19 protein-coding genes are annotated in these 21,098 nt (G+C 38.6%); 4 read left to right on the top strand and 15 right to left on the bottom strand.

The genetic code is table 11. From position 1 onward, the window contains the following. Window positions 1-359 precede the first annotated feature (359 nt). Window positions 360-569, top strand: a complete 210-nt coding sequence (locus ACIQXQ_RS18635; protein WP_402959436.1) for a hypothetical protein — start codon at window positions 360-362, stop codon at window positions 567-569. Window positions 570-1,052: 483 nt separating this feature from the next. Here ACIQXQ_RS18635 and ACIQXQ_RS18630 read toward each other — a convergent pair whose 3' ends face one another. From ACIQXQ_RS18630 to ACIQXQ_RS18620, 3 genes are all read right to left on the bottom strand, one after another. Next, a complete protein-coding gene (locus tag ACIQXQ_RS18630; protein ID WP_402959434.1) occupies window positions 1,053-1,310 on the bottom strand; it encodes a hypothetical protein in 258 nt (85 codons plus the stop codon). Window positions 1,311-1,803: 493 nt separating this feature from the next. After that, a complete protein-coding gene (locus ACIQXQ_RS18625) occupies window positions 1,804-2,781 on the bottom strand; it encodes a bile acid:sodium symporter family protein (RefSeq protein WP_402959432.1) in 978 nt (325 codons plus the stop codon). Between the two features lie 4 nt (window positions 2,782-2,785). Continuing rightward, complete coding sequence (locus tag ACIQXQ_RS18620) at window positions 2,786-4,174, bottom strand: FAD-binding oxidoreductase (RefSeq protein ID WP_402959430.1); 1,389 nt, start codon at window positions 4,172-4,174, stop codon at window positions 2,786-2,788. 396 nt (window positions 4,175-4,570) lie between these two features. Here ACIQXQ_RS18620 and ACIQXQ_RS18615 point away from each other — a divergent pair, with 396 nt between their 5' ends. Then, complete coding sequence (locus ACIQXQ_RS18615) at window positions 4,571-5,323, top strand: FadR/GntR family transcriptional regulator (RefSeq protein ID WP_402959428.1); 753 nt, start codon at window positions 4,571-4,573, stop codon at window positions 5,321-5,323. Window positions 5,324-5,408: 85 nt separating this feature from the next. Here ACIQXQ_RS18615 and ACIQXQ_RS18610 read toward each other — a convergent pair whose 3' ends face one another. Beyond that, a complete protein-coding gene (locus tag ACIQXQ_RS18610) occupies window positions 5,409-5,705 on the bottom strand; it encodes a hypothetical protein (RefSeq protein ID WP_402959426.1) in 297 nt (98 codons plus the stop codon). A 343-nt stretch (window positions 5,706-6,048) separates the two neighbouring features. Between ACIQXQ_RS18610 and ACIQXQ_RS18605 the strand changes: the two genes are divergently transcribed. Further along, complete coding sequence (locus ACIQXQ_RS18605; protein WP_402872983.1) at window positions 6,049-6,318, top strand: Parvovirus coat protein VP1-like protein; 270 nt, start codon at window positions 6,049-6,051, stop codon at window positions 6,316-6,318. Window positions 6,319-6,779: 461 nt separating this feature from the next. On the opposite strand, the gene ACIQXQ_RS18600 is transcribed toward ACIQXQ_RS18605, so the two are convergent. From ACIQXQ_RS18600 to ACIQXQ_RS18555, 10 genes are all read right to left on the bottom strand, one after another. Continuing rightward, window positions 6,780-7,250, bottom strand: coding sequence for a hypothetical protein (locus tag ACIQXQ_RS18600; RefSeq protein WP_402872986.1), 471 nt, complete (start codon window positions 7,248-7,250; stop codon window positions 6,780-6,782). Window positions 7,251-7,297: 47 nt separating this feature from the next. Next, window positions 7,298-7,780, bottom strand: a complete 483-nt coding sequence (locus ACIQXQ_RS18595) for a (2Fe-2S)-binding protein (RefSeq protein ID WP_402959423.1) — start codon at window positions 7,778-7,780, stop codon at window positions 7,298-7,300. Continuing rightward, entirely contained in the window at window positions 7,773-8,615 is an 843-nt protein-coding gene (locus ACIQXQ_RS18590) for an FAD binding domain-containing protein (RefSeq protein WP_402959421.1), read from the bottom strand. The genes ACIQXQ_RS18595 and ACIQXQ_RS18590 overlap by 8 nt, the downstream gene beginning before the upstream one ends. After that, window positions 8,615-10,939: a xanthine dehydrogenase family protein molybdopterin-binding subunit gene (locus ACIQXQ_RS18585; RefSeq protein ID WP_402959419.1), complete on the bottom strand. Its 2,325-nt coding sequence runs from the start codon at window positions 10,937-10,939 to the stop codon at window positions 8,615-8,617. Before ACIQXQ_RS18585 ends, ACIQXQ_RS18590 begins: the two co-directional genes overlap by 1 nt. A 13-nt stretch (window positions 10,940-10,952) precedes the next feature. Beyond that, a complete protein-coding gene (locus ACIQXQ_RS18580; protein WP_402959417.1) occupies window positions 10,953-11,558 on the bottom strand; it encodes a nucleotidyltransferase family protein in 606 nt (201 codons plus the stop codon). After that, a complete protein-coding gene (locus tag ACIQXQ_RS18575) occupies window positions 11,555-12,508 on the bottom strand; it encodes an XdhC family protein (RefSeq protein WP_402959415.1) in 954 nt (317 codons plus the stop codon). The genes ACIQXQ_RS18580 and ACIQXQ_RS18575 overlap by 4 nt, the downstream gene beginning before the upstream one ends. A gap of 258 nt (window positions 12,509-12,766) precedes the next feature. Then, window positions 12,767-13,213 (bottom strand): HEAT repeat domain-containing protein, encoded by a 447-nt coding sequence (locus ACIQXQ_RS18570; RefSeq protein ID WP_402959413.1) that lies wholly within the window; start codon window positions 13,211-13,213, stop codon window positions 12,767-12,769. A gap of 273 nt (window positions 13,214-13,486) precedes the next feature. Continuing rightward, complete coding sequence (locus ACIQXQ_RS18565; protein WP_402959410.1) at window positions 13,487-15,217, bottom strand: glycine betaine ABC transporter substrate-binding protein; 1,731 nt, start codon at window positions 15,215-15,217, stop codon at window positions 13,487-13,489. After that, window positions 15,214-16,425 carry a quaternary amine ABC transporter ATP-binding protein gene (locus tag ACIQXQ_RS18560; RefSeq protein ID WP_402873005.1) on the bottom strand — a complete coding sequence of 404 codons (1,212 nt, stop codon included), beginning with the start codon at window positions 16,423-16,425 and terminating at the stop codon, window positions 15,214-15,216. The genes ACIQXQ_RS18565 and ACIQXQ_RS18560 overlap by 4 nt, the downstream gene beginning before the upstream one ends. A 254-nt stretch (window positions 16,426-16,679) precedes the next feature. Continuing rightward, window positions 16,680-17,819 carry a glycerate kinase gene (locus ACIQXQ_RS18555; RefSeq protein WP_402959408.1) on the bottom strand — a complete coding sequence of 380 codons (1,140 nt, stop codon included), beginning with the start codon at window positions 17,817-17,819 and terminating at the stop codon, window positions 16,680-16,682. 203 nt (window positions 17,820-18,022) lie between these two features. Here ACIQXQ_RS18555 and ACIQXQ_RS18550 point away from each other — a divergent pair, with 203 nt between their 5' ends. Next, on the top strand, window positions 18,023-19,627 hold the full coding sequence (locus ACIQXQ_RS18550; protein ID WP_402873010.1) for an FMN-binding glutamate synthase family protein: 1,605 nt from the start codon (window positions 18,023-18,025) through the stop codon (window positions 19,625-19,627). 77 nt (window positions 19,628-19,704) lie between these two features. Here ACIQXQ_RS18550 and ACIQXQ_RS18545 read toward each other — a convergent pair whose 3' ends face one another. Continuing rightward, window positions 19,705-20,940, bottom strand: coding sequence for an MFS transporter (locus tag ACIQXQ_RS18545; protein WP_402959406.1), 1,236 nt, complete (start codon window positions 20,938-20,940; stop codon window positions 19,705-19,707). Window positions 20,941-21,098: the final 158 nt, after the last annotated feature.

The raw sequence follows: 21,098 nt of genomic DNA, 5'->3' as shown, positions 1-21,098 counted from the left end.
AACCACTTTTTGTGTTCTTTTTATTAATCTAAAGCCCCATTAGTTCCAGTTGAAAATCAAAATAATTCTAAAGTAATTCCTGCATTTCATAACACTATGGTAGCTGGAATTTTTGATGCTCCAGGTCCTAATGCTGTTCTTTCAGAATTGGGATCAGAGTTACAAAGTTTATGTATAAGCACATATGAAAAAGCAGAATTAATTGCTGTTAAACGTTCAATTGGCTCATGAGAATAAAAAGCTCGGATAAACCTAAGCCCAACCCCTCCTTCTCTTTCTAATTTTGTATTGTTTGTAAATATTGGATGTTATTATAATGAGAATACCAATACATACATAAATTAGATAGGAGGATACCTATGAGTAATAATCAAAAGTTATTTTTAATATTGACCTTGATACCTTTAGTGATCGCTCTTGTTATTGTATTTAATACCGATTTTTTAATACCAGTAGGGTATGAACTAGGTGTCAATGGTGTAGTCATTTCCAGAAACCTTTATGTCTTGTTTATCTTATACTTGATAACTAAGATCGATTTTTATTTTGCAGAAAAGAAGAAGGATTAGCCGTATAAAGCTAGTCCCTTTTACTTTATGTTTAACATCTTATTTTCCTCCCTTCCATAGAAAGGAAGCCATTTCCGGCTGTCTTTTTTATTTCTACATATGCTAAAACTAAAAAGAAAACAATAGGCGAACTAACAAATAGTAGAATGTGTTGGGCTTTCGACCCCTCCACTCGTGTAATCAAGAATAAGTAAGGAAAGGGTTCCTATAATCGTAAAAAGGTTTCCGTATAAATGGTGCACAGGTTTCGCTCTTTAATGCACCAAAACTATTTAATGAGCGGAGCTGAGATAATAAATAAGAGCAGTCCATTTAAGGCGCTGCTCATTCCTATAATATCTATACTAGTGAAGTTTTCTTCTTCCAGTTCCTCATAATGACTTCTCCTTCTCAATGTCGGATAATCTCTCCTTTTAGTAAAAGGAAGTGCCCGACTCGTTATTGAACTAAAGCCCCTATTTGCTCAATAAGTGTATTACTTTTTTAGGATTTTCCATTATTCTTTGAATTCACAATACGTTCATTTCCTCTTTTAAAGTTCCCTGTGATCTTTGCCAATATCAGTTGCACTGCTTTTTCATTTTCAGCAATGTTAATCTTTTCTAAAATTTTTTCAGCATCTTTACCTTTTAATAATTTTACTTGTTTTCCCTTATAATCGATAAAAACAGTATTACTTTTGGTAATTCTGTAACTAAACGGAGCTTCATCTAATCGTTTTCTATTATCAATATTGCCCACTTATAAACCTCCCTAATAAACTCCGAATCTACATTCCATTTAATCTCATTCGATTCCCGCCCCGTGCTCAAAGGCAATTATTTTGCCCCATTTTCTTTTTCATAAGCATTTCACAGAAAAAGGCCAATCCTACTTGGTTCAGGAATACCAAAATCTTTTAATATGCAAATACCATTCAAAATATTTTACGGATTTCTTTTTATTGAACGACAATATATTGTTGCTGTCGAACGTAGTTCTGAATTTTTCATTATATGTTCAAAGGATCTCCAAATAGAATGAAATTTTATTCGAAGACCCAATAATAGTACTATTTCATATGATGTACATGATTATGTGAGACAAAGTGTTACTTTCACCTTGGCTGAATTTTTGTCTGATCCCAAAAAGTCTACTGTTCGACGTTCTACTATTGGATCTAAATTCTTTGGACTTTTCAATTTCAGACAAAAAAAGAATCCCATGAAGAATGGAATTCTTAAATCATTCATATTTATACCTTCGTCTCCATTGGCTGCACCGGTATTTCCTCGATCCCTTTATTACCAGCAGACTTTTTTGACCAGTATGTCGCAAGAATGGGCCCGGATATATTATGCCAAGCAGCCGCCAGAACGCTTGGGAGCGCTGCTAACGGTCCGAAATGAGCAGTTGCAAGGGCAACGCCTAATCCAGAGTTCTGCATGCCCACTTCAATTGAAATCGCCCTTCTATTCACTTCATCAAGCCCAAGCGCTTTTGCCGCAAAGTAACCAATCAGAAGTCCGAATCCATTGTGAAGCATGACTGCCGTGAAAATAAGGAACCCAGATGTAGCAATACTGGAGGCATTTCCTGAAACTACTCCGCTTACAATCGTGATAATAGCTACAACGGATATAAGCGGTAATACGGTTAAGCTTTTCTCTACTATAACAGGGAAAAACTTTTTAATGATCAGACCTAAAACAATGGGAAGAATGATGACTTGAACAATGGACATGAACATTGATGAAAAATTAACCGGCATCCATTGGCCTGCCAGCAACAGCAGAAGCAATGGTGTCATAATTGGAGCCAGTAAGGTTGATACCGAAGTCATAGCAATTGACAAGGGAACATTCCCTTTTGCTAGATATACCATAACGTTCGAGGCGGTCCCGCCTGGTACACAGCCAAGTAACACCAACCCTGCAGCCAATTCAGGTGGTAAATTCATGACTTTCGCAATAAAGAATGCCACTAATGGCATGATGACAAACTGTGCGGCAACACCAATGATTACGGGCAGAGGTTTTGTAATGATGATTTTAAAATCAACTGCCTTTAACGTAAGACCCATTCCGAACATGACAACGCCTAACAATATCGTAATATACCCTCCAAGACCCAAAAAGGGATCTGGAAACATAAAGGCAATGACGGATATTAAGATAACCCAAACAGCAAAATATTTTCCGGCTAACGAACTGAGAGTTTCTAGAACTTTCATCTCGTCACTCTCCTTCTTGCATGAATATTTTACTTGGATTTAATAGATTGTCAGGATCAAGGGCTGTTTTTATTTTTTCCATCACCAAGAGTGACTCCCCATGTTCTTGTTTCTGATATTTTTGTTTACCGACTCCCACTCCATGCTCTCCCGTACATGTTCCGTTACGTTCAAGGGCGTATAGAACAATTTGTTCATTTAATTGTTTAGCTCTTTCCACCTCTTCTTTATTTTCGTTATCGATCATTAAGAGGATATGATAGTTGCCATCGCCTACATGGCCGACGATTCCACCGGTCAGACCTAATGAATCCACCGTTTCCCTGGCGTGGTGAATGGCTCCAGATAGCTCCGATATCGGCAGGCAGACATCCGTTACCATCAGTTTTTTCCCAGGATGGCCGTGAATATAAGCATAGGCAAGATTATGGCGAGCTTCCCATAGGCGGTTCCTAGCAGCATTATCTGTTTCGAATTCAATATCGAGGCAATTATGTTCTGCTACTATTTCTTTTGTGAAAGCTACATCTTGTTTCAATCCAGCTTCATTCCCATGAAACTCCAAAAATAGCGTAGGGCCTTCGTTATAGCTTGTTTCGCTATGGAGATTCACCTGTTTCATGGATGGCTCATCCACTAGCTCTACCCTTGCGATTGGAATGCCAGCCTGTAATATAGATACTACGCCTTCAACTGCATCATTCAATGAAGGAAAGGATGCTCTTGCGGCCATAATATGCTCAGGAATTCCGTAAACTCTAAGGGTTAATTCAGTAAAACATCCTAGGGTCCCCTCAGAACCAACGAATAGGCCGTTTAGATGGTAACCTGATGATGATTTAGCGGCCAAATTACCGGTATGTATAATTGAACCATCCGCAAGAACCACTTCAAGATCACGGACCTGGTCTCGCATTACACCATATTTAACTGATGTAGTTCCACTGGCATTGGTAGCAGCCATTCCTCCTAGGGTAGCATCTGCTCCAGGATCGACGGAAAAGAATAAACCGTATTTTTTCAATTCTTTGTTCAGTTGAGAACGAGTCACGCCAGGCTGCACCTTTACAAGAAAATCATCACCACGTACTTCCAATACTTTATTCATTAGTGAAAAGTCAATGGTGATACCATGTTGGTATGGGATGACATGCCCTTCTAAGCTAGATCCCAATCCAAAAGGAACCACTGGAACTTTATGTATACTTGCCACCTTTACAACTTCGCTCACTTGCTGCGTTGTTTCCGGAAATACAACAATATCCGGAAGGCTTGTAGCATGATAGGATTCATCTCTGCCATGCAGTTCTCTTACTGTCTGGTTTTCGGTTACTTGACTTTCCGATAGAACTTCTTTTAAAGCCTTTACTAAATCTACGCTAGTTGCTTCCATCCCCATCTCCCACTTTCTACTCAAATATCTGATTGTAATAAAGTAAACGATTTCATAAACGAGTTATTTGTCCACGAGTCATTATGAACCTTAATAATTGGTCCAACCAGTTTTCATTATACTAAATATTTTGATTTTTTCAACAACTTTTCGTTTTCTTGAAATTAACGCTAATAAAACACATATTTATTAAAGATTAGTAGGTTCCGCCAATATCACCATGTATGAAATCTCTCTTTTATTTAGGGAGGAATTTATCAACATTGGTCTAACCAGTGTTAATACTCGTATTTATTATGTAAAGTGAAAATAACATTCCACTTATCCGCTTGCTACAATGAGAAATGCTTGTTAAAATGAGTCCACTTATAGTGGGATAAGGATGTGTAATGAGTAATGGATTCTATACCAGTTAAATCGCCAAAAGTATACGAAATAATCTTCAATCAAATTAAAGAATCTTTTATTACTGGGGAACTCAAACCTGGTGATAAATTACCCTCTGAGCGGGATCTATCCATACGGTTTAAGGTGAGTCGAACTTCAATCAGAGAAGCTCTTCGGGTATTGGAGATTAACGGAGTCATAGAGGTAAGACCAGGCGATGGGAGATTTATAAGACATTCTGAAGTTCAGTCACTGATCAATCAGTTATCCACCACAATCATTGATGCTGAGAATGATATGGTTTATGAAATGCTCGAAGTCCGTAGAGTAATTGAAACGGAGTGTGCATTTTTAGCTGCACAGAAAGCAACCTCGCTAGATTTACAAAAAATGCTTAAGGCTTTAGAAGATATGGCGAATTCAGAACACGATGAGGAATTGGGTTTACAAGCAGATCTGTTGTTTCATAATAGCATTGCACAAGCTACAAACAATTCCATATTTGCAGGACTGGTACATACCCTTAGTGATCAAATGAAAGAAACGATTCAAGCGACTAGACAGCACCGTTTTTCAAAACCAGGTCACTTTCAAGAAACCCTTCAAGAACATAAAGATATCTATCTTTCTATCGCATTAAAAGATGCCGACAAAGCCAAGCACCTAATGGATGTCCATATTAAACGTATTAGAGAACAAATGGCCACAGCTACACTTGATAGCATTGGAGATATCGGAGAAAATAAGCTTCCAATTGTTTAAAAGAATCGGAAAGGATATATTTTGTATTATCGTCCCCATTTTCGCTTCCTACTTCATTTCATACAGTTATTAGAAGATTAACTATCTACTTTTTTTGTTTGATTTTGGAACCGGAAATATCAATTTCATTATATTTACTCTTGTAATATACTTTGTCCCCTTTATAATAGATGTTCTTTTGTTCAGTAGTCATCACGTTACCATCAGGCAATTCGATTATTAACATTTGATCACTTTCATTTGAACTTCCCCCAGCTGGAACGAAAGTATTCTTCTTATTGGCTACCTGATTCCATGTGCCGAGAAAAAGGATAAGAGTAAAGATTGCTATGGCTATATATAAAGTCCATTGACGCTTTTTTAATCTATCACTTCTGTTCAATTTAGTTCTCCTTTAGTAAGTTTTTCATAAGTCACAAAATAATGTACTCCTTAAAAGGAACGAGTTCAAGAGAAAGGGTTTGGAACTTATAACCAACCTCCGAAATCAGGAAGCTATTACCCTTTTAAAACCTCATAGTATCAGTAATCAAACGATATCTATCCATATAGAATAACGTTTTGAAAATAGGATAGCGTGCTTTGTCTTCATTTCATTTTCTCATTTCCAAAGCCAATGCCCTTTTCCTATATATTTTATGACAGTCTGCAAAAAGCCCTACCGCTTCCAGGTATTCCTACATAAAGTATTATAGCTAATCCCTCTTAGGAAAGAAGGCGGTATTTTGAACAGAAGTAAACGATTAAATCGAGGTTTTTGTGTACCAGGGTATAGATGGTGTGGTCCGGGTTGTTCGGGACCTGGTGCACCTACTAACGCGGTCGATTCGTGCTGCAAATCACATGATATTTGTTATGAAAAATATGGACCTTCAGAACACTGTGATCGAATCTTCCAGAATTGTCTTCGTCCATACATGAATACACGTAACAAAATGGGTAGGGATGCTTCCTTATTTTATGGAATTACGAGATTAAATAATAAATTCAGGTGAAGGCACGGCTCACCTTATGATGTAATTAATATAGGGAAGAATCTATTTTATAACCCATGTTTTTTCACTATTTGTCTTACCTGTCGCTCTCTACCTATTATGCTTAGGTTATGAAAGAAAGGGATGGCTCACTTGTCACCTAGAAATAATGCTCTCTAATCAGGAACTCTGGTTAAGCAGGGCTGTATTTAGTGGATACCTTCTGATCACGTGTCTGTCACTTAATTGCTCTTCCATTGAAGAGTCCAATATTACCTGTCACTTTGGTCCATGAAGTGTATGAAATAAGAAAGGTAAAGCCATTTGATATGCTTTACCTCTAAATGTCTATAAAATGATGGCAATTCCTTTTTGTAGTTTATTGGTCCGTGGTTTTTTGTTGAGTGAAGAAAAAAATGAAAAAAATTATAGGAAGAGCTATTAGAAATACATTGTACCTCGAATTTTTTACGGTAGGTATATCAGTTAATGACATTATACTCATTCCCTCTTAATTTAGTTACCATTTCTGGAGGAACGTTGTAATGTTTACTTACGATTTTATTAAAAAAGTCATAATCTTCAAAAGGCAGTGCAGGGACAACTTCCGGGTAACCAAAAATGGGGCCCGAAACATTAATGGAGAAGTCACCGGATGAAACGAATGTGCCAGTAACATGTATGACGTTATTGATGAGTAATATAGCTAAAATAATATCAAGTATATCGATGAAAAGATTTCCAACTTCCTCATGATTCTTTCCCTCTAAACGATGCCCTCCAAAAAGTGGCCCACCTAAAGAGAGGCTAAATCTACCCGGTCTTACAAACACGCCAATAATTGTGATCTGTCCGGTCAATAAAAGGATCGCTGTCGTAATTTCAATACTACGCTGAAAGGAGTGAATTATCGTTAAATTGGTATCCTTCTCACAGGATTCATTCAATATCATCACTCCCCATGTAGGCATTTTATTCAGGTAAACAGAAATCCGTCACTTCATTCATTGAATTTTAAATTGTGTATGGCTGAATGCACCGCTTCTTCAATTTCTTTGTACCCGGTGCATCGACAAATATTAGAAGAAAGCCATGTTTTGATTTTCTCAGGGGTTGGGTCGTTGTCATTAAGAAGTAAAGCCGTAGCATTCATGATAAATCCAGGTGTACAGTACCCGCATTGAAAAGCAAAATGCTCAACGAATGCCTGTTGTATGGGGGTTTTGTGAAGACCTTCAATAGTAATGATTTCTGTATCATTGGCTTCAATCGCTAATACTAAACATGATTTCATTGGCTGTTTACCCATGATTACCGTGCATGCCCCGCAATCACCATTTAAGCATCCTGGCTTGGCTCCCGTGAATCCTATTTTTCGCAATACATCTAGTAATAGATCTGAGGCCAGTATCTCTCTCTCGTACCTCTCCTGATTAATTTTTAAGCGAATTGTTGTATTTTGATTCCCCAAATTTCTATTCATATTCTTCATCACCCAACTTAGACAAAATAGAAGTTAGCGTATTTTCCAATACAAATAGTCGATATTCATTAGATCCTTCAATGTCATTTAAAATTGAATTAGGCAAGTATTCAAAAGATGCCAAAACTCGGTCTTTATAGGATAAATTCTGGTCATTGAGGGTTTCTTCCATTGGGATCGAACGAAAGGGAAATGGACAAACTCCGCTAAATGCAAAACGTACATAACCGTCTTTTTTCAGGGAAGCCACGGTCAAAAGTGGATATCCCGTATCCCATTGTTGCCGTTTCTTAATACTCAGATGGGGAGCAGGAAGATACTCTTTTTCTGTAAGGATTTGCACTAGAAATTCACCTTCTTCCAGTTGTAATTCTTTATGAAAAACTTTGCTTAATAATAATTTTCTTATTCCTTTAGGTCCTGCAATAATTACAGCACTATCCGCTAATAAGAATGGCAGAACAGACTCTCTATAAAAAATATTCCCACATATATTCCCGCCAATTGTAATCTTATTTCTTGAAGTATAATCTGCAACTTCTTTTGAAGTCTTCGTTAATAAAGGGAAAAGCTTTTTCTCTTCAAAATCGCTTAGGCTCACCATAGAACCAATAATGAGTTCATTATTTTGGAATTCAAATATATTACATTCGTAAATTCCTTTTAAATCTATAATAGCATCGGCGTATACAAGATTCAGTCGTCCTAATGTTATAATCTCTGTTCCTCCACCATAGTACAAAGGAGTCTTTCCTTGAACTTTTAATGTTTGAAAAAGGTCAAGAGCTTCTTGTATGGATTCTGGTTTATAATAATCAAAATGGAAGGGTAACATCAGTGATGCCTCCCTTCTTTCTTCCCTTCCCAAATTAGTTCGGGAAGTAAGGGTAATTGATTTAAAGGTATACCCGCAGCAAGAGATAAACAGTTACCTAATGCAGCTGGCATTCCTAACAGGCCATGTTCACCAAGACCTCTTGCCCCATATGGTGCTTCTAAATGTGGTGTTTCTAAAAACTCACAAATGTATTCGGGATTTTCACCATATCTTAAGGGTCGGTACGTCCTGAATTGCGGGTTAAGGACTCTGCCTACATGGTCGAAATAGAACGTTTCACGACCAGCAAAGGCTAAGCCCATACTCATTGCCCCCATTATTTGACCTTCTGCCGTTTTTTGGTTCAGCACTTTCCCTGCATCGATGACGGATATGGCTCTTACTACCTTATAGGTATATTCATGGGTATCATATTCTACTTCAACCCCTTGTACGCCTACTGTCCATTCAGGTCCTGGGTTCCCTGCTCCCGTTTCGGAATCTAATTTGGAAATATGGGGAGTTATATAATGTCCTCTACCGATGATTTGTCCTCCAATGGCATTTCCATTTGGATAAGTATATCCATAAACTAGCTCCTTGAAAGGAATGCGTATTGTTGGATCACCCTTGAGATATACAATTTCCTGACCGATTTCAATGTCTTCCAGGGGAACTCCTAATACAACCGAAGCAAGTTTCTTGATTTGAAAGATAGCATCTTCAGCGGCTTGGATTGCTGCTCTTCCAGCCATGAACGTTCCACGACTAGCGACCGTCTTCCAATGCTCAGGAGTACTTAGCGTATGGACTCCCATCTGAACATTCACACGATCGACTTCTATCTTCAATTTATCTGATACAATTTGTGCCAACACCGTTTTCGTACCTGTGCCGATTTCCACTACTCCTGATATAAGGTTAACACTCCCATCAGGATTGAATGTTAAAATCACACCGGACCCTGCGTTTGTATCAATGGTGGAATTTTTCCATACGCAAGCTATCCCCTTCGCCAATACTGTTTTGTCACTTTTTCTAATGAACTGTCCTTCTTCCCAATTCATTTTTTTCTTGAGGACATGTATACACTCAGGAAGATTCCCTACGGTACTTGAATTCAACGTAACTTGAGTTGGAGTAGAATGTCCAGGAAGTATCGCATTCCGTTCACGAAGTTCAAGTGGATCCATGCCAAGTTTTTTTGAAAGAGAATCCATGGTCCTCTCAAAAGCAAACAAAACCTCTGCATGGGCAAACCCTCGATATGGAGAGGCGTATGGATGATTTGTATACATACAAAAAGAATCACACCAAACATTTTCAATGTGGTAGGGTCCCGTGCAATCCACTGCTCCAGCACGACTAAGGTCTGTAGCCTTGTCAGCATATGCTCCCCCATCCCAGAGATAAGTCAATTCAGCTACCTTAAGGACCCCAGACTGTGTGCATCCCAGTTTCACTGTCGCATCTAAACCTATATGGCATGGGGATGTAATGATATCCTCTTCACGACTATTTTCCACCTTAACCAACTTTCCACCGACCGCTTTAGAAGCGATATAGGCTAATAGCTCAAGTTGTACTGAGGCTTTACCGCCGAATCCTCCTCCAACCAAAGGAGTGTTTACGACGACTTTTCCGATTTCAACGCCAAAGTAATCGCTTATCAGCCGCTTGATCATGAAAGGAGCTTGCGAAGAAGAAGTGATGAAGACTTTTTGATCTGCATGAATTTCTGCCAATGAACATCTTGTTTCCATTGCAACATGATCAGAAGGAGAAAAAGAGAAATTTTCTTCAACGATTATATCGCTCTCTTGCCATCCACTTTCTTTATCACCTTTTCGGATTTTTGAATGATTTGCTATATTCGTACCTGGTTCAGGATATACCTCGGATATTTTTGTATATGTACCTAAATGGGAATGGAGTAGAGGAGATGAAGGGTTTATGCTTTCAGTCGGAGAATTGACAACAGGCAAAGGTTCATAAACAACTTTTACCTGGTCAGCAGCCATTCTTGCTTGTTTAGGCGTGTCCGCGACTACGAGTGCGACAACTTCACCGTGATAACGGACTTTGTCTTGAGCTATGGGATAACGATCTCTAATCTCTTCTCCTGTTAGGGGTAAATTTCCGCCTGTTATGATTGCACGGACCCCACTGATTTTTTCAGCTTTCGATATATCAATCTTTCTAATTAGTGCATGAGCATAAGGACTGATCACCTTTTTAACGGAAAGGATATTTGCATGATGATGATCTCCTGTATACCTGGCTTGACCGGTCACCTTATCCCACGCATCTTTACGAATCACACCTTTTCCAATGATATCCATATAAATCCCCTCATTATCTGTTTGATTCTACGTGTTTTTTCCAAAACAAGTACTCATCCATATAATCAATGTCAGTAAACAGTTTTTCGTCATTAAAGGGTAAAAGAATTCCTTGCTCCATTTGCTCCTTCAATATCTTTTTTGCACCTTGATCTCCTGTTAAGTGAAGTATCTTGGAAAAAAGCTGGTTATCTAAAAGAATGGGTGGCTGGATAATATCAAGAAAACTAGAGGCAACAAAGGAGGTAGTAGGTTTTTGTTTATATATTTTAATGAGTTGATTTATCATATCTGTCGTAATAAAAGGTTGATCGGCAAGTAAAATGATGACTGCATCCGAATGTAAGATGTTCGCTTGTTCTATACCGACTTTAAGTGAGTGAGATTGTCCCGCATTAGATTTGGTAACTTCTACTTCCATTACTTTTTGGGTGCATAATCCAGATAAGTCTAGTCGATTTTGGTGTTGAGAAATGAGGATAATATCATCCAGATTTGAATCGAGGGCCTTTTCTAAACCCCATCTACCTATTTCTTTATTACCTAATGTTAAGGTTAATTTATTTGTTCCCATACGATAACTATTACCAGCAGCCAAGTATATACCGGAAATTCTCATTGACTGGTCTTCCTTGTTTTTATATGAATTAGTTCAGCTATGATACTTACTGCAATCTCATATGGTCCTACAGCTCCGATCGATAAACCAATGGGTGCATGTATATTCTTAGGGATTTCATCATCAAATAGACTTGCCGTTCGCTTTCTTGAACCTAAAATGCCTAAATAGAATAATGACTCATCTTTAACAAAAGAAAGGATTTCCTTATCTCTCTGAAAGTTATGGGTCATCATAATGACATAATCGTCTTTTTTGAAGGAAATTTGTTTCTCAATTTCTTTTGGGAAGCCAATTATATACTTATCCGCTTCAGGTATATTATGTTCGTTACAAAGTGATTCTCTCCAATCACAAACTGTAACCGAGAATCCGGTTTGGGAAGCTAAAGAAACAACTGGATGTGCATCTGCTCCAGCACCAAAGATAATTAATCGAGGTTTTGGCGAGAACTTTTGAGTAAATACATAATTAGATGTTTGACTATATCTAAGCGATTCGTCTTTGAATGAATCTTCTGGTGAAAAATAGGATTCTGATAAGTTCCATTCATTACTTAGTACTCTTTGATAAATGCTATCCTTACCCTTGGTGATTGTGTCGTTGATACATAAAAGATTTTCTTTTAACTTATGATCTACATATTCAAGTAAAATATATAAGATTCCATTACAACCTGTAGATACTCCCCAATCCAAATCTTCATTATTTTCCATGTTATAGACGATGGTTTCCGCTTTTTTACTTTCAAATATTCTTTGAGAATGATGCAATAAATCGGTTTCCAAACAACCAGCACTAATAATGCCTGTGAATGTGCCATCTTTTTTTATGAGCATCGAGGTACCTTCACGCAAGTATGCCGAACCTTTCACCTGAATAATTGTTGCTAAGACACACTCCATAGAAGTGTTTTGCACTTCTTCCAAGATTTCGAATAGTTGATTCATGATCCTCCCCCGGTCATGTATGAATTCAAATAGGGTATTACTATCATTATGTTGAGTTATGAAAAAAATGAATCTTAGTGGAGAAAGTAGGATTACTACTTTTATGATTCGATGTACAAGCTCTAGGAGATTAGGCCTTTCAATGGTTTATGAATATTTAGAATATGTTACGAGATGCATATTCAATCTAATATGTATGCATAAGAAAAAGGAGCAAAATGATTGCTCCTTTTCCCTATACTATGAAACTAAATCGAATTACTTTTTCGATAACCCTTCCCAGGTAGACTGAAGCCACTTATCGAAGTCGGCTCCCTTTTCGCCTTCGTAGGCATCATATATATCAATTCTCATCTTTTTGAACTTCTCTTTGAACTCGTTATACGTATGGCCTTCAGGTAAGCTCTTTTTAATTCTTACCAAGACTTTGGTTACCCCTTTAAACAATTCACCTTTTTTCTTTGCGGGTAACTGGACATCTTCACCTAAACCTTTTAATTGACGGTAGGCTGCCTCTTGTACTTTATATACAGCATCGTTATTCATAATATGTGTTAGAATATCAATAACTTGTTGGTTTTTCAGCTGTCCTAACTCTTCGATAGCATCTAACCGTTCTCTCCAGTTCGCAGTACGGTGTGCCGATTTTTTTAATTCCTCATAATTTGCTGGTAATTCGATTGCATTTGCTTCTTTATTATTCAAACGTATCAATTCTCCTTCTGTCTGTATGTAAGAATCAAGTTCTGACTAAATGAAACCATTCTTACATGTGTTACTAAGAATATATATATTCTTATCTATCTAGTATACCCTTTTCTTTATGTTAATATAGGAAAATTTTATAGACTGCCTAAGTAAATGTCCTAATCTGCACAAAAGTATAAACAATATTCACCATTTTGGTTTTGTTACCTTACATTCTGCTTCAAATAGTCTAATGCAAAAAGGGATCCCCAAAATGAGAATCCCTTTTCTTTAGTCATTTAATTCTTCAATAGAATCGATATCCATATAGGTTGGTACCACTAACCCGAGTTTCGTACCTTTCAAGTTTGGCCCAAGATCTACAATATCTTCTTTGTATTCTTCGTAATATTCAGCTGAAGTGGTTGGTAACCAGGCGGCAACCATAGCATCAGCGCTACCATTTGCGATTCCTGCGAACATAGGACCTATCTCTACTTGCTGTAAAGTAACCTTGAACCCTTGTTGTTCCAGAACCTTTCCAATTACATGGGTGCTAGCGATTTCTGATTCCCATGCTACGTAAACCAGACTGATACTTTCTCCATTTCCTTTTTGTGCCCCGTCTGTCCACTCTGCTACTTGTTTTGGATGTGCTGCTATCCATTTTTCTGCAGCTTCTTCGGGTTCGATTCCAGTTGCTGTATCTGCCATCACTTCTTCCATATCACTCGATTTCCAGAAGAATTGATCCAGTACGGTATGGGCTCCTTTCGCATCCTTTTCAAGGCCTTTTCTAGTAATGGTATGAATGTCTTCATCTTTACCATAGGAGTTTTTGGGATCTTCAAGATATTTTAAGTCGAATGATTGAAACATCCAGTGCGGCGTCCAGCCAGTTACAATGATGGGTTCTTTATTGCCATAAGCCTTTTTCAATTCAGCGGTCATGGCAGCTGATGATCCTTCAACAAGGGTCCAATCATCCAGGTTATAATCTTCCATAGCCTTTTTGGTGGATTTCATGATTCCTGCTCCTGGGTCAATACCGATAATTTCATAATCGGTCAGACTGCCTACACTACCTGAATTCTCCTCGGAAGGGTTCTCTCCTTGTAAAGAAGCAAAAATACAGGCACCTAGAAACAAGACACCAAAAACTGAGAAGACGATTCGTTTACTCAAAAAATTCGTATAGGCAGGATTTCGTAGGTTTTGTGTAATTCGGTCTAGGATAACGGCGATTATGACAATAGACAAACCCGCTTCAAACCCTTGTCCTACTTTGATCTGAGCTACAGCACGATAAACTTCTGCACCTAGACCTGGTGCTCCTACCAAGGAAGCTATAACAACCATGGAGAGAGCTAACATAATGCTTTGATTAATGCCGGCAAAAATGGTTGGAGCAGCCAATGGTAATTGAACTTTGAGTAATTTTTGATTATTTGTTGAACCGAACGCATCAGAAGCTTCAATTAAATCTTTCGGAACTTCCTGTATGCCAAGATTGGTTAAGCGAATTGTCGGTGCAACTGCAAAGATAATCGAAGCGAAAATACCAGGAACAACCCCAATTCCAAAAAATAAGATGGCTGGAATCAAATATACGAAAGCTGGCATTGTCTGCATGAAATCCAGAGTTGGAATGATGATTTTTCTCGCAGTAGGACTTTGGGCAGCCCAAGTCCCTATCGGAATACCAATCGCAATCGTTAAGATCGCCGATGAAAGAACGAGGGCCAAAGTTTGGACACTAGCTTCCCAATAACCCAGATTATCGATTAACAGGAGGGCTAATACTGTAAAAAGGCCTAACTTCCATTTACTCGTATAGGCAACTAAAAGCGTCAAAAATATAATTAAAACCAGTGGTGGCCCTATACTCAAAGCATCAACAAGGATATTTAAAATCCCTTCGATTAATCGTGTTAGAAAAGAGAATAAACCAGCGAATGTGATGGTGATCCAATCAACTATTTTATCAACCCAAGTGCCTAATGGGATTCTTGTGATATTCATGTATTCACTTCCATCTCGTTCAAGGAATCTTTATTACCAGCCAAAGCACCAATGACGGCTCCACGGATAATGACTCCTTTCAATCTTTTCTCTTCATCGACTACAGATATCGGAAGTGTTGAAGTGGACATCACATCTAGTATTTCAATGAGTAATTGGTCTTCCTTAGCTAGCGGTATATCAGTTGTCATGACCTCTGATATAGGTTGATGGCTGTCTATAGCTTTAAGGGCCTGCTCAGCTGTAATGGCGCCCAATAACCTTAGCCTTCGATCTACTACAAAGATACTTGAATATCCTTGCTTCCGCATAATTTCCAGTGCAACCCTTGGACCACGGTCCACACTGATTTTCTCTGCTCTTTTCATAACATGGGAAGCGGTTAATACCTTCGATAAATCTACATCTTCAACGAATTTCTCAACGTATTCATTTGCAGGGTTCATCATGATCTGTTCAGGTGTCCCGAGCTGGATGACGCTTCCATCCTTCATCAATGCGATTCTATCACCAATCCGTAAAGCTTCATCCAAATCATGTGTGATGAAAATGATGGTTTTCTTAAATTGGTCTTGTATCTCAAGTAATTCATCTTGCATATCTTTTCGAATTAGCGGGTCAAGCGCACTGAATGCTTCATCCATTAAGATGATATCAGTATGGCTAGCAAGTGCCCGGGCTAAGCCGACACGTTGCTGCATCCCACCGCTCAATTGGGAGGGTACCTGATTTTCATACCCTTTTAGTCCCACAACCTCTAGGGATTGCATCGCCCTTTTTTCTCGTTCTTCTACCGGCACTTTTTGTATTTCTAATCCAAACTCGGTGTTTTCCAAGATCGTTTTATGAGGGAATAAAGCAAAGTTTTGAAACACCATACTAATTTTTTTTCGTCTAACTTCCCTTAAACGAGAAGCATTCATTTTAACAATGTCTTCATTATTGATGAGGATTTCTCCCCTAGTAGGTGAAATTAAACGATTGAACATTCGAATTAAGGTGGACTTCCCGCTTCCAGATAGCCCCATGATCACGAAGATTTCACCCGGATAGATTTCGAAGTTCACTTTATTGACACCAACTGTTTGACCAGTTTCTTTTAAAATTTCCTTTTTGGATTTCCCTTTCTCCAATAAATCGATGGCTGCTTTTGGAGACTTACCGAAGATCTTTGATACATTCCTAACCGTTACAATTGGTTCTTCCATCAACTCACCTCTTCATTCATCATGTGTTCTTAACGAGTTATGTATAGAATGTGCTTCCAAACCAAATACATTCGTATGCAACTAAGTATGTACAATCATCCCATCGAGGATTCAGGAACTTTTTAGACCCACCGGATGTGAAAAGGAATGTTCTATAAGGCTATGTTCTTATCTGGCATACGATAAAAAAACACAGCAAGTACACTGTGTTTAAGAAATTTCCACTATATTTTCTCAATCCCTCATGTTAATAATTACTGTCCAGAAGAAGCAATAAAGGTACGCAGAACTTGTTCAGTCAGCATCTCTAACAGTTCAGCTCCACGTTCCATAGCTTCTTGTAGTGACATAGGTTCGTTGACAAGGCTATGCACACTTGTAAATCCATGTTGATATAAAGCATCAACTCCTTTGCCTATTGAGCCTGCTAGGGCAAATACAGGGATTCTTAGTTTCTTCGCTTCTTCAGCCACTCCCATTGGCGTCTTCCCTGATGTCGTTTGAACATCGATTTGTCCCTCTCCAGTAAAAACACATTGTGCTCCCGATAACTTTTCTATAAGACTTGAATATTCCATGACGATATCGACGCCTCTTCTCGTTTTAGAAGGAAAGAAAGCTTGAAAGGCACCACCAATCCCACCCGCTGCACCAGCCCCTGCTTTATGGTGTAATTGGACACCTGTCTTGATTTCCACCAGATCCGCCCAGGTCGATAAAGCCTCTTCCAACATTTCAACCATGTCTGGGGTTGCCCCTTTTTGCGGACCGAATACTTTAGTTGCCCCATCGGCTCCAATCAACGGATTTTGGACATCTGTAGCAATGATGAATTCACATTCAGCTATTCTTGGATCGAAATCATGCATCTCAATCGCTGTAATGCGTGATAGTTCCGCTCCTCCATATCCGATTTCTACCCCTTCTTTATCTAAAACCTTCAGCCCTAACGCTTGGAGCATACCGACACCAGCATCATTTGTGGCGCTACCACCGATGGCTAATATGAATTTTCGATACCCGTCATTTAGCGCTTGATGAATAAGCTCACCCGTTCCATAAGTCGTCGCAATTAAAGGATTCAGCTTATTGGGTTCAACTAGACATATACCGGATGCAGAAGCCATTTCGACTACACAGGTTTCTTCATCTCCTAAAACCCCATAGGCAGCTTGTACTTTGTTTAATAGTGGTCCATTTACTAGTACGTCAACTCTTTGACCATGTGTCGCAGCTATTAGACTTTCCATCGTTCCCTCACCGCCATCAGCCATGGGGACTACTACTGTTTCTGCCGCAGGCAAAACCCTTTTAACGCCACGCTCCATTGCCTGTGCCACCTCAGGGGCCGTCAAACTTCCTTTAAAGGAATCTGGTGCAAGAACGATTTTCATAATTCCATCTCCTTCCTAAGCGGTTTATATATACAGTTAATTATAAACTTAATAGACGGATTATTCCTTCTTCTATTGAATCACGCAGTAAACGGGGACCATGAGGAAAAAATGAAGCGCATGTGCCCCCATTGGATAATTGTATAAATGCAGGAAGGACCGCGTAGATTAAACGATATAGTTCTGCATATAGGAGGGGTAAAATGGATGTCATAGCCAATCTTTTGATTATCTTGGGATTCGCTCTTGTCTTTATCATTATAATTATGGCTGTCCTGATGTTGATTTACATGATTTTCTTTGACCGAAACCAGAAGCATCATGCAATACTTAGAAACTATCCCGTACTCGGAAGGGTTCGCTATTTCTTGGAAAAAATCGGACCAGAAATGCGGCAATATTGGTTTAACAGTGATAATGAAGGGAAACCTTTTTCCCGTGATGAATACGAGCATATGGTTAAAGGTTCTAAATATTTAAGAGATGTGGTAGGGTTTGGTTCAAAACGTGATTTTGATGAGGAAGGTCTTTTTGTTCGAAATAGTATGTTCCCAAAACTAGCCGAAGAAGAGAAATACGATAGGGAAACAAAAGTGAAAACCAAAAGGTATATCCTCCTAAAAGATCCTCTCTTTTCGCAAAGAGAGGAAAAATGGGAAGATGAAGAATCACTTGCCTTTTTATTGCACGACAATGATACGGTAGTTATAGGCCCAAACGTAAAATACCCATTTAAATTAAAAGGTCTTATCGGAATGTCTGCGATGAGCTATGGATCTCTGGGTAAGAATGCTATTACAGCTTTGTCTGAAGGGTTAGGCATGGCTAAAGGTACTTGGATGAACACGGGTGAAGGTGGTTTGTCTCCTTATCATTTAGAAGGTGGAGTGGATATCATCATGCAAATCGGCCCCGCAATGTTTGGCGTACGGGATAAGTTTGGTGAGATGGATTGGGATGAACTGAAAAGGAAAAGCGAAATTCCACAAATCAAGGCATTTGAAATAAAATTAGCTCAAGGAGCTAAAACTCGCGGAGGACATATCGATGCAGAAAAGGTAAATCCTGAAATTGCCGAAATACGAAAAGTTGAGCCTTATAAATCGATAGATAGCCCGAATCGTTTTCATCAATTTAGTGATGTAGGTACTTTATGTGAATTCATTGAAAAAATCAGGAATCATACAGGGATACCAGTAGGAATCAAGATGGTCATCGGGGGAAATGATAGTGTCGAGGAATTGGCTAAATATATGAAAGATACTGGAAAAGGGCCTGATTTCATTTCATTGGATGGTGGGGAAGGCGGTACGGGAGCTTCATATCAGGAATTGATTGATAGCGTAGGATTGCCTATTAAATCGGCGTTACCCATTCTTGTATCAACCCTTGAGAAATATGGAGTAAGGAATCAGGTTAAAATCATTGCCTCAGGAAAATTATTCACCCCGGATCGGATAGCAATTGCTTTAGCCATGGGAGCTGATTTGGTCAATATTGCCCGGGGATTCATGATAGCGATTGGTTGTATACAGACAATGAAATGTCAATCCAACGCATGTCCAGTCGGAGTAGCGACAACTGACCCAGACTTGCAAAAGGCACTGGTCATTGACGAAAAGAAGTACCGGGTCGTTAACTTTCTTGTCACTTTACGAAAAGGTCTTTTTCGTATATCGGCTGCTGCTGGTTTAGATTCACCTGTCGATTTTCAACCAAAGCATATTAGCTATAAAGATGAAAAAGGCATCGTAACTTCGTTGGAAAATATCATGCACGAAGTAAAAGAAAAAATAGCCACACAATAACGTCTACTCCTACACTTTATTTTCATAAAAGAAAAGGGCCTCCCGACGAGAGACCCTTTTCATATATATATCAAGAATTAGGCATTTAAACGAAAATCCACTTTTTCCTCTTCAGGTTTCTTGTTCTTGTCTACCAACTGACCATGGCGATAATAGACATACACCGCAGAAATAAAACCTATTATTGAGAGAAAAGCATCGAAAATGAATATGATAGATATATTCCCACTTTTCGACATCATCCCTGTGATAAGCGGCATGACAATTGATGCCAATCCAGCTGCGGTTGCAACAAATCCTGTAACGGTCCCTTTTTTCTCCCAAAAGAATTCAGTCATAATTGTAATGGCTAATTGGAAAACGCCTGCAGTAGAAAGGCCAATAAAAAAGGCTGTAATGGACACGATGATAGGTATCTTAACTAAAAGGATCGTCAAAATAGAAATAAAGGTAATAATCGGATAAACCATGATGACGGTAATTGGTTGTAAAAATTTCTTTAGCAATACAGATAGAACCAAAACGGAAATGAGAGCACCCAAACTATAATAACTTAATAGTTTTATTGAATTGGCCATACTCATGCCTACCGCTTCCTGTCCATATGATGGAAGCCATATTTGGGAAACGGTGAACAAGCCAGTCGATGTAAACCCAATTAAAATAAGGGCAAATCCCTCTTTCCTCAACACCGGTTTCCCTTTGAACTTGCTCTTCTTTGTATTATTCTCGGAAATGCTGGCATTACCTTTTGGGTTACTCGGGAAAGATACAGTAAATAAAAATAGCATATTGATTAAATAAATAGCAGCAGGTATAAAGAAGGCGTATCCGTAAAACATATCATGATCTGAGATAAATAGAATCATGAAAGGAAGAAGGAATGCTCCTGCAGACATAAAGGCTTTAACTAAAACACTAGCAGAGCCAGCTGAATTAGGAAAAATCTCGATCAGACCCGGATATGAACCGGCATCCATCGATGAATTGGCAACACCTGCGAGTATTGCAAAAACAAAAGCCAATTGATAACTCGGGGACAGGGGAATCCCGATTAGAAAAATGCCCATACCGAATGCAGAGGCATAGACTAGCGGTTTCCGCCCGATTTTATCTGATAAATAACCAGTATAGGCATATGTAAGCAATTTCCCTACTCCGATAGCAGCAATAATATAACTAATACCAGCACTATCCGTATCCCATTGCTCCGATAAATAAGACATATTCGATGCCAGCATGATATTCACCATACCAAGCAAGAAATAATTCATATAAACTCCTGTTGCGGTATTCAAATGCCTGTTCTTCATTCTCAAAACTCCCAACTAATTAGTGACAGAGAATCAACTTTAAATTTTCTGAATAATATAATTATATAACACTTTCCATCATATTACGATACCCCGTCATGTAAATAACGCCATATATTCATATTTTTAATGAGTATGAATAATCTCCATCTCTTAGT

The sequence above is a fragment of the Peribacillus sp. NPDC097198 genome (assembly GCF_044762055.1).
Lineage (GTDB): Bacteria > Bacillota > Bacilli > Bacillales > DSM-1321 > Peribacillus.
Note: the sequence above shows the minus strand (reverse complement) of the source record. Positions and strands in the feature narration are given on the sequence as shown.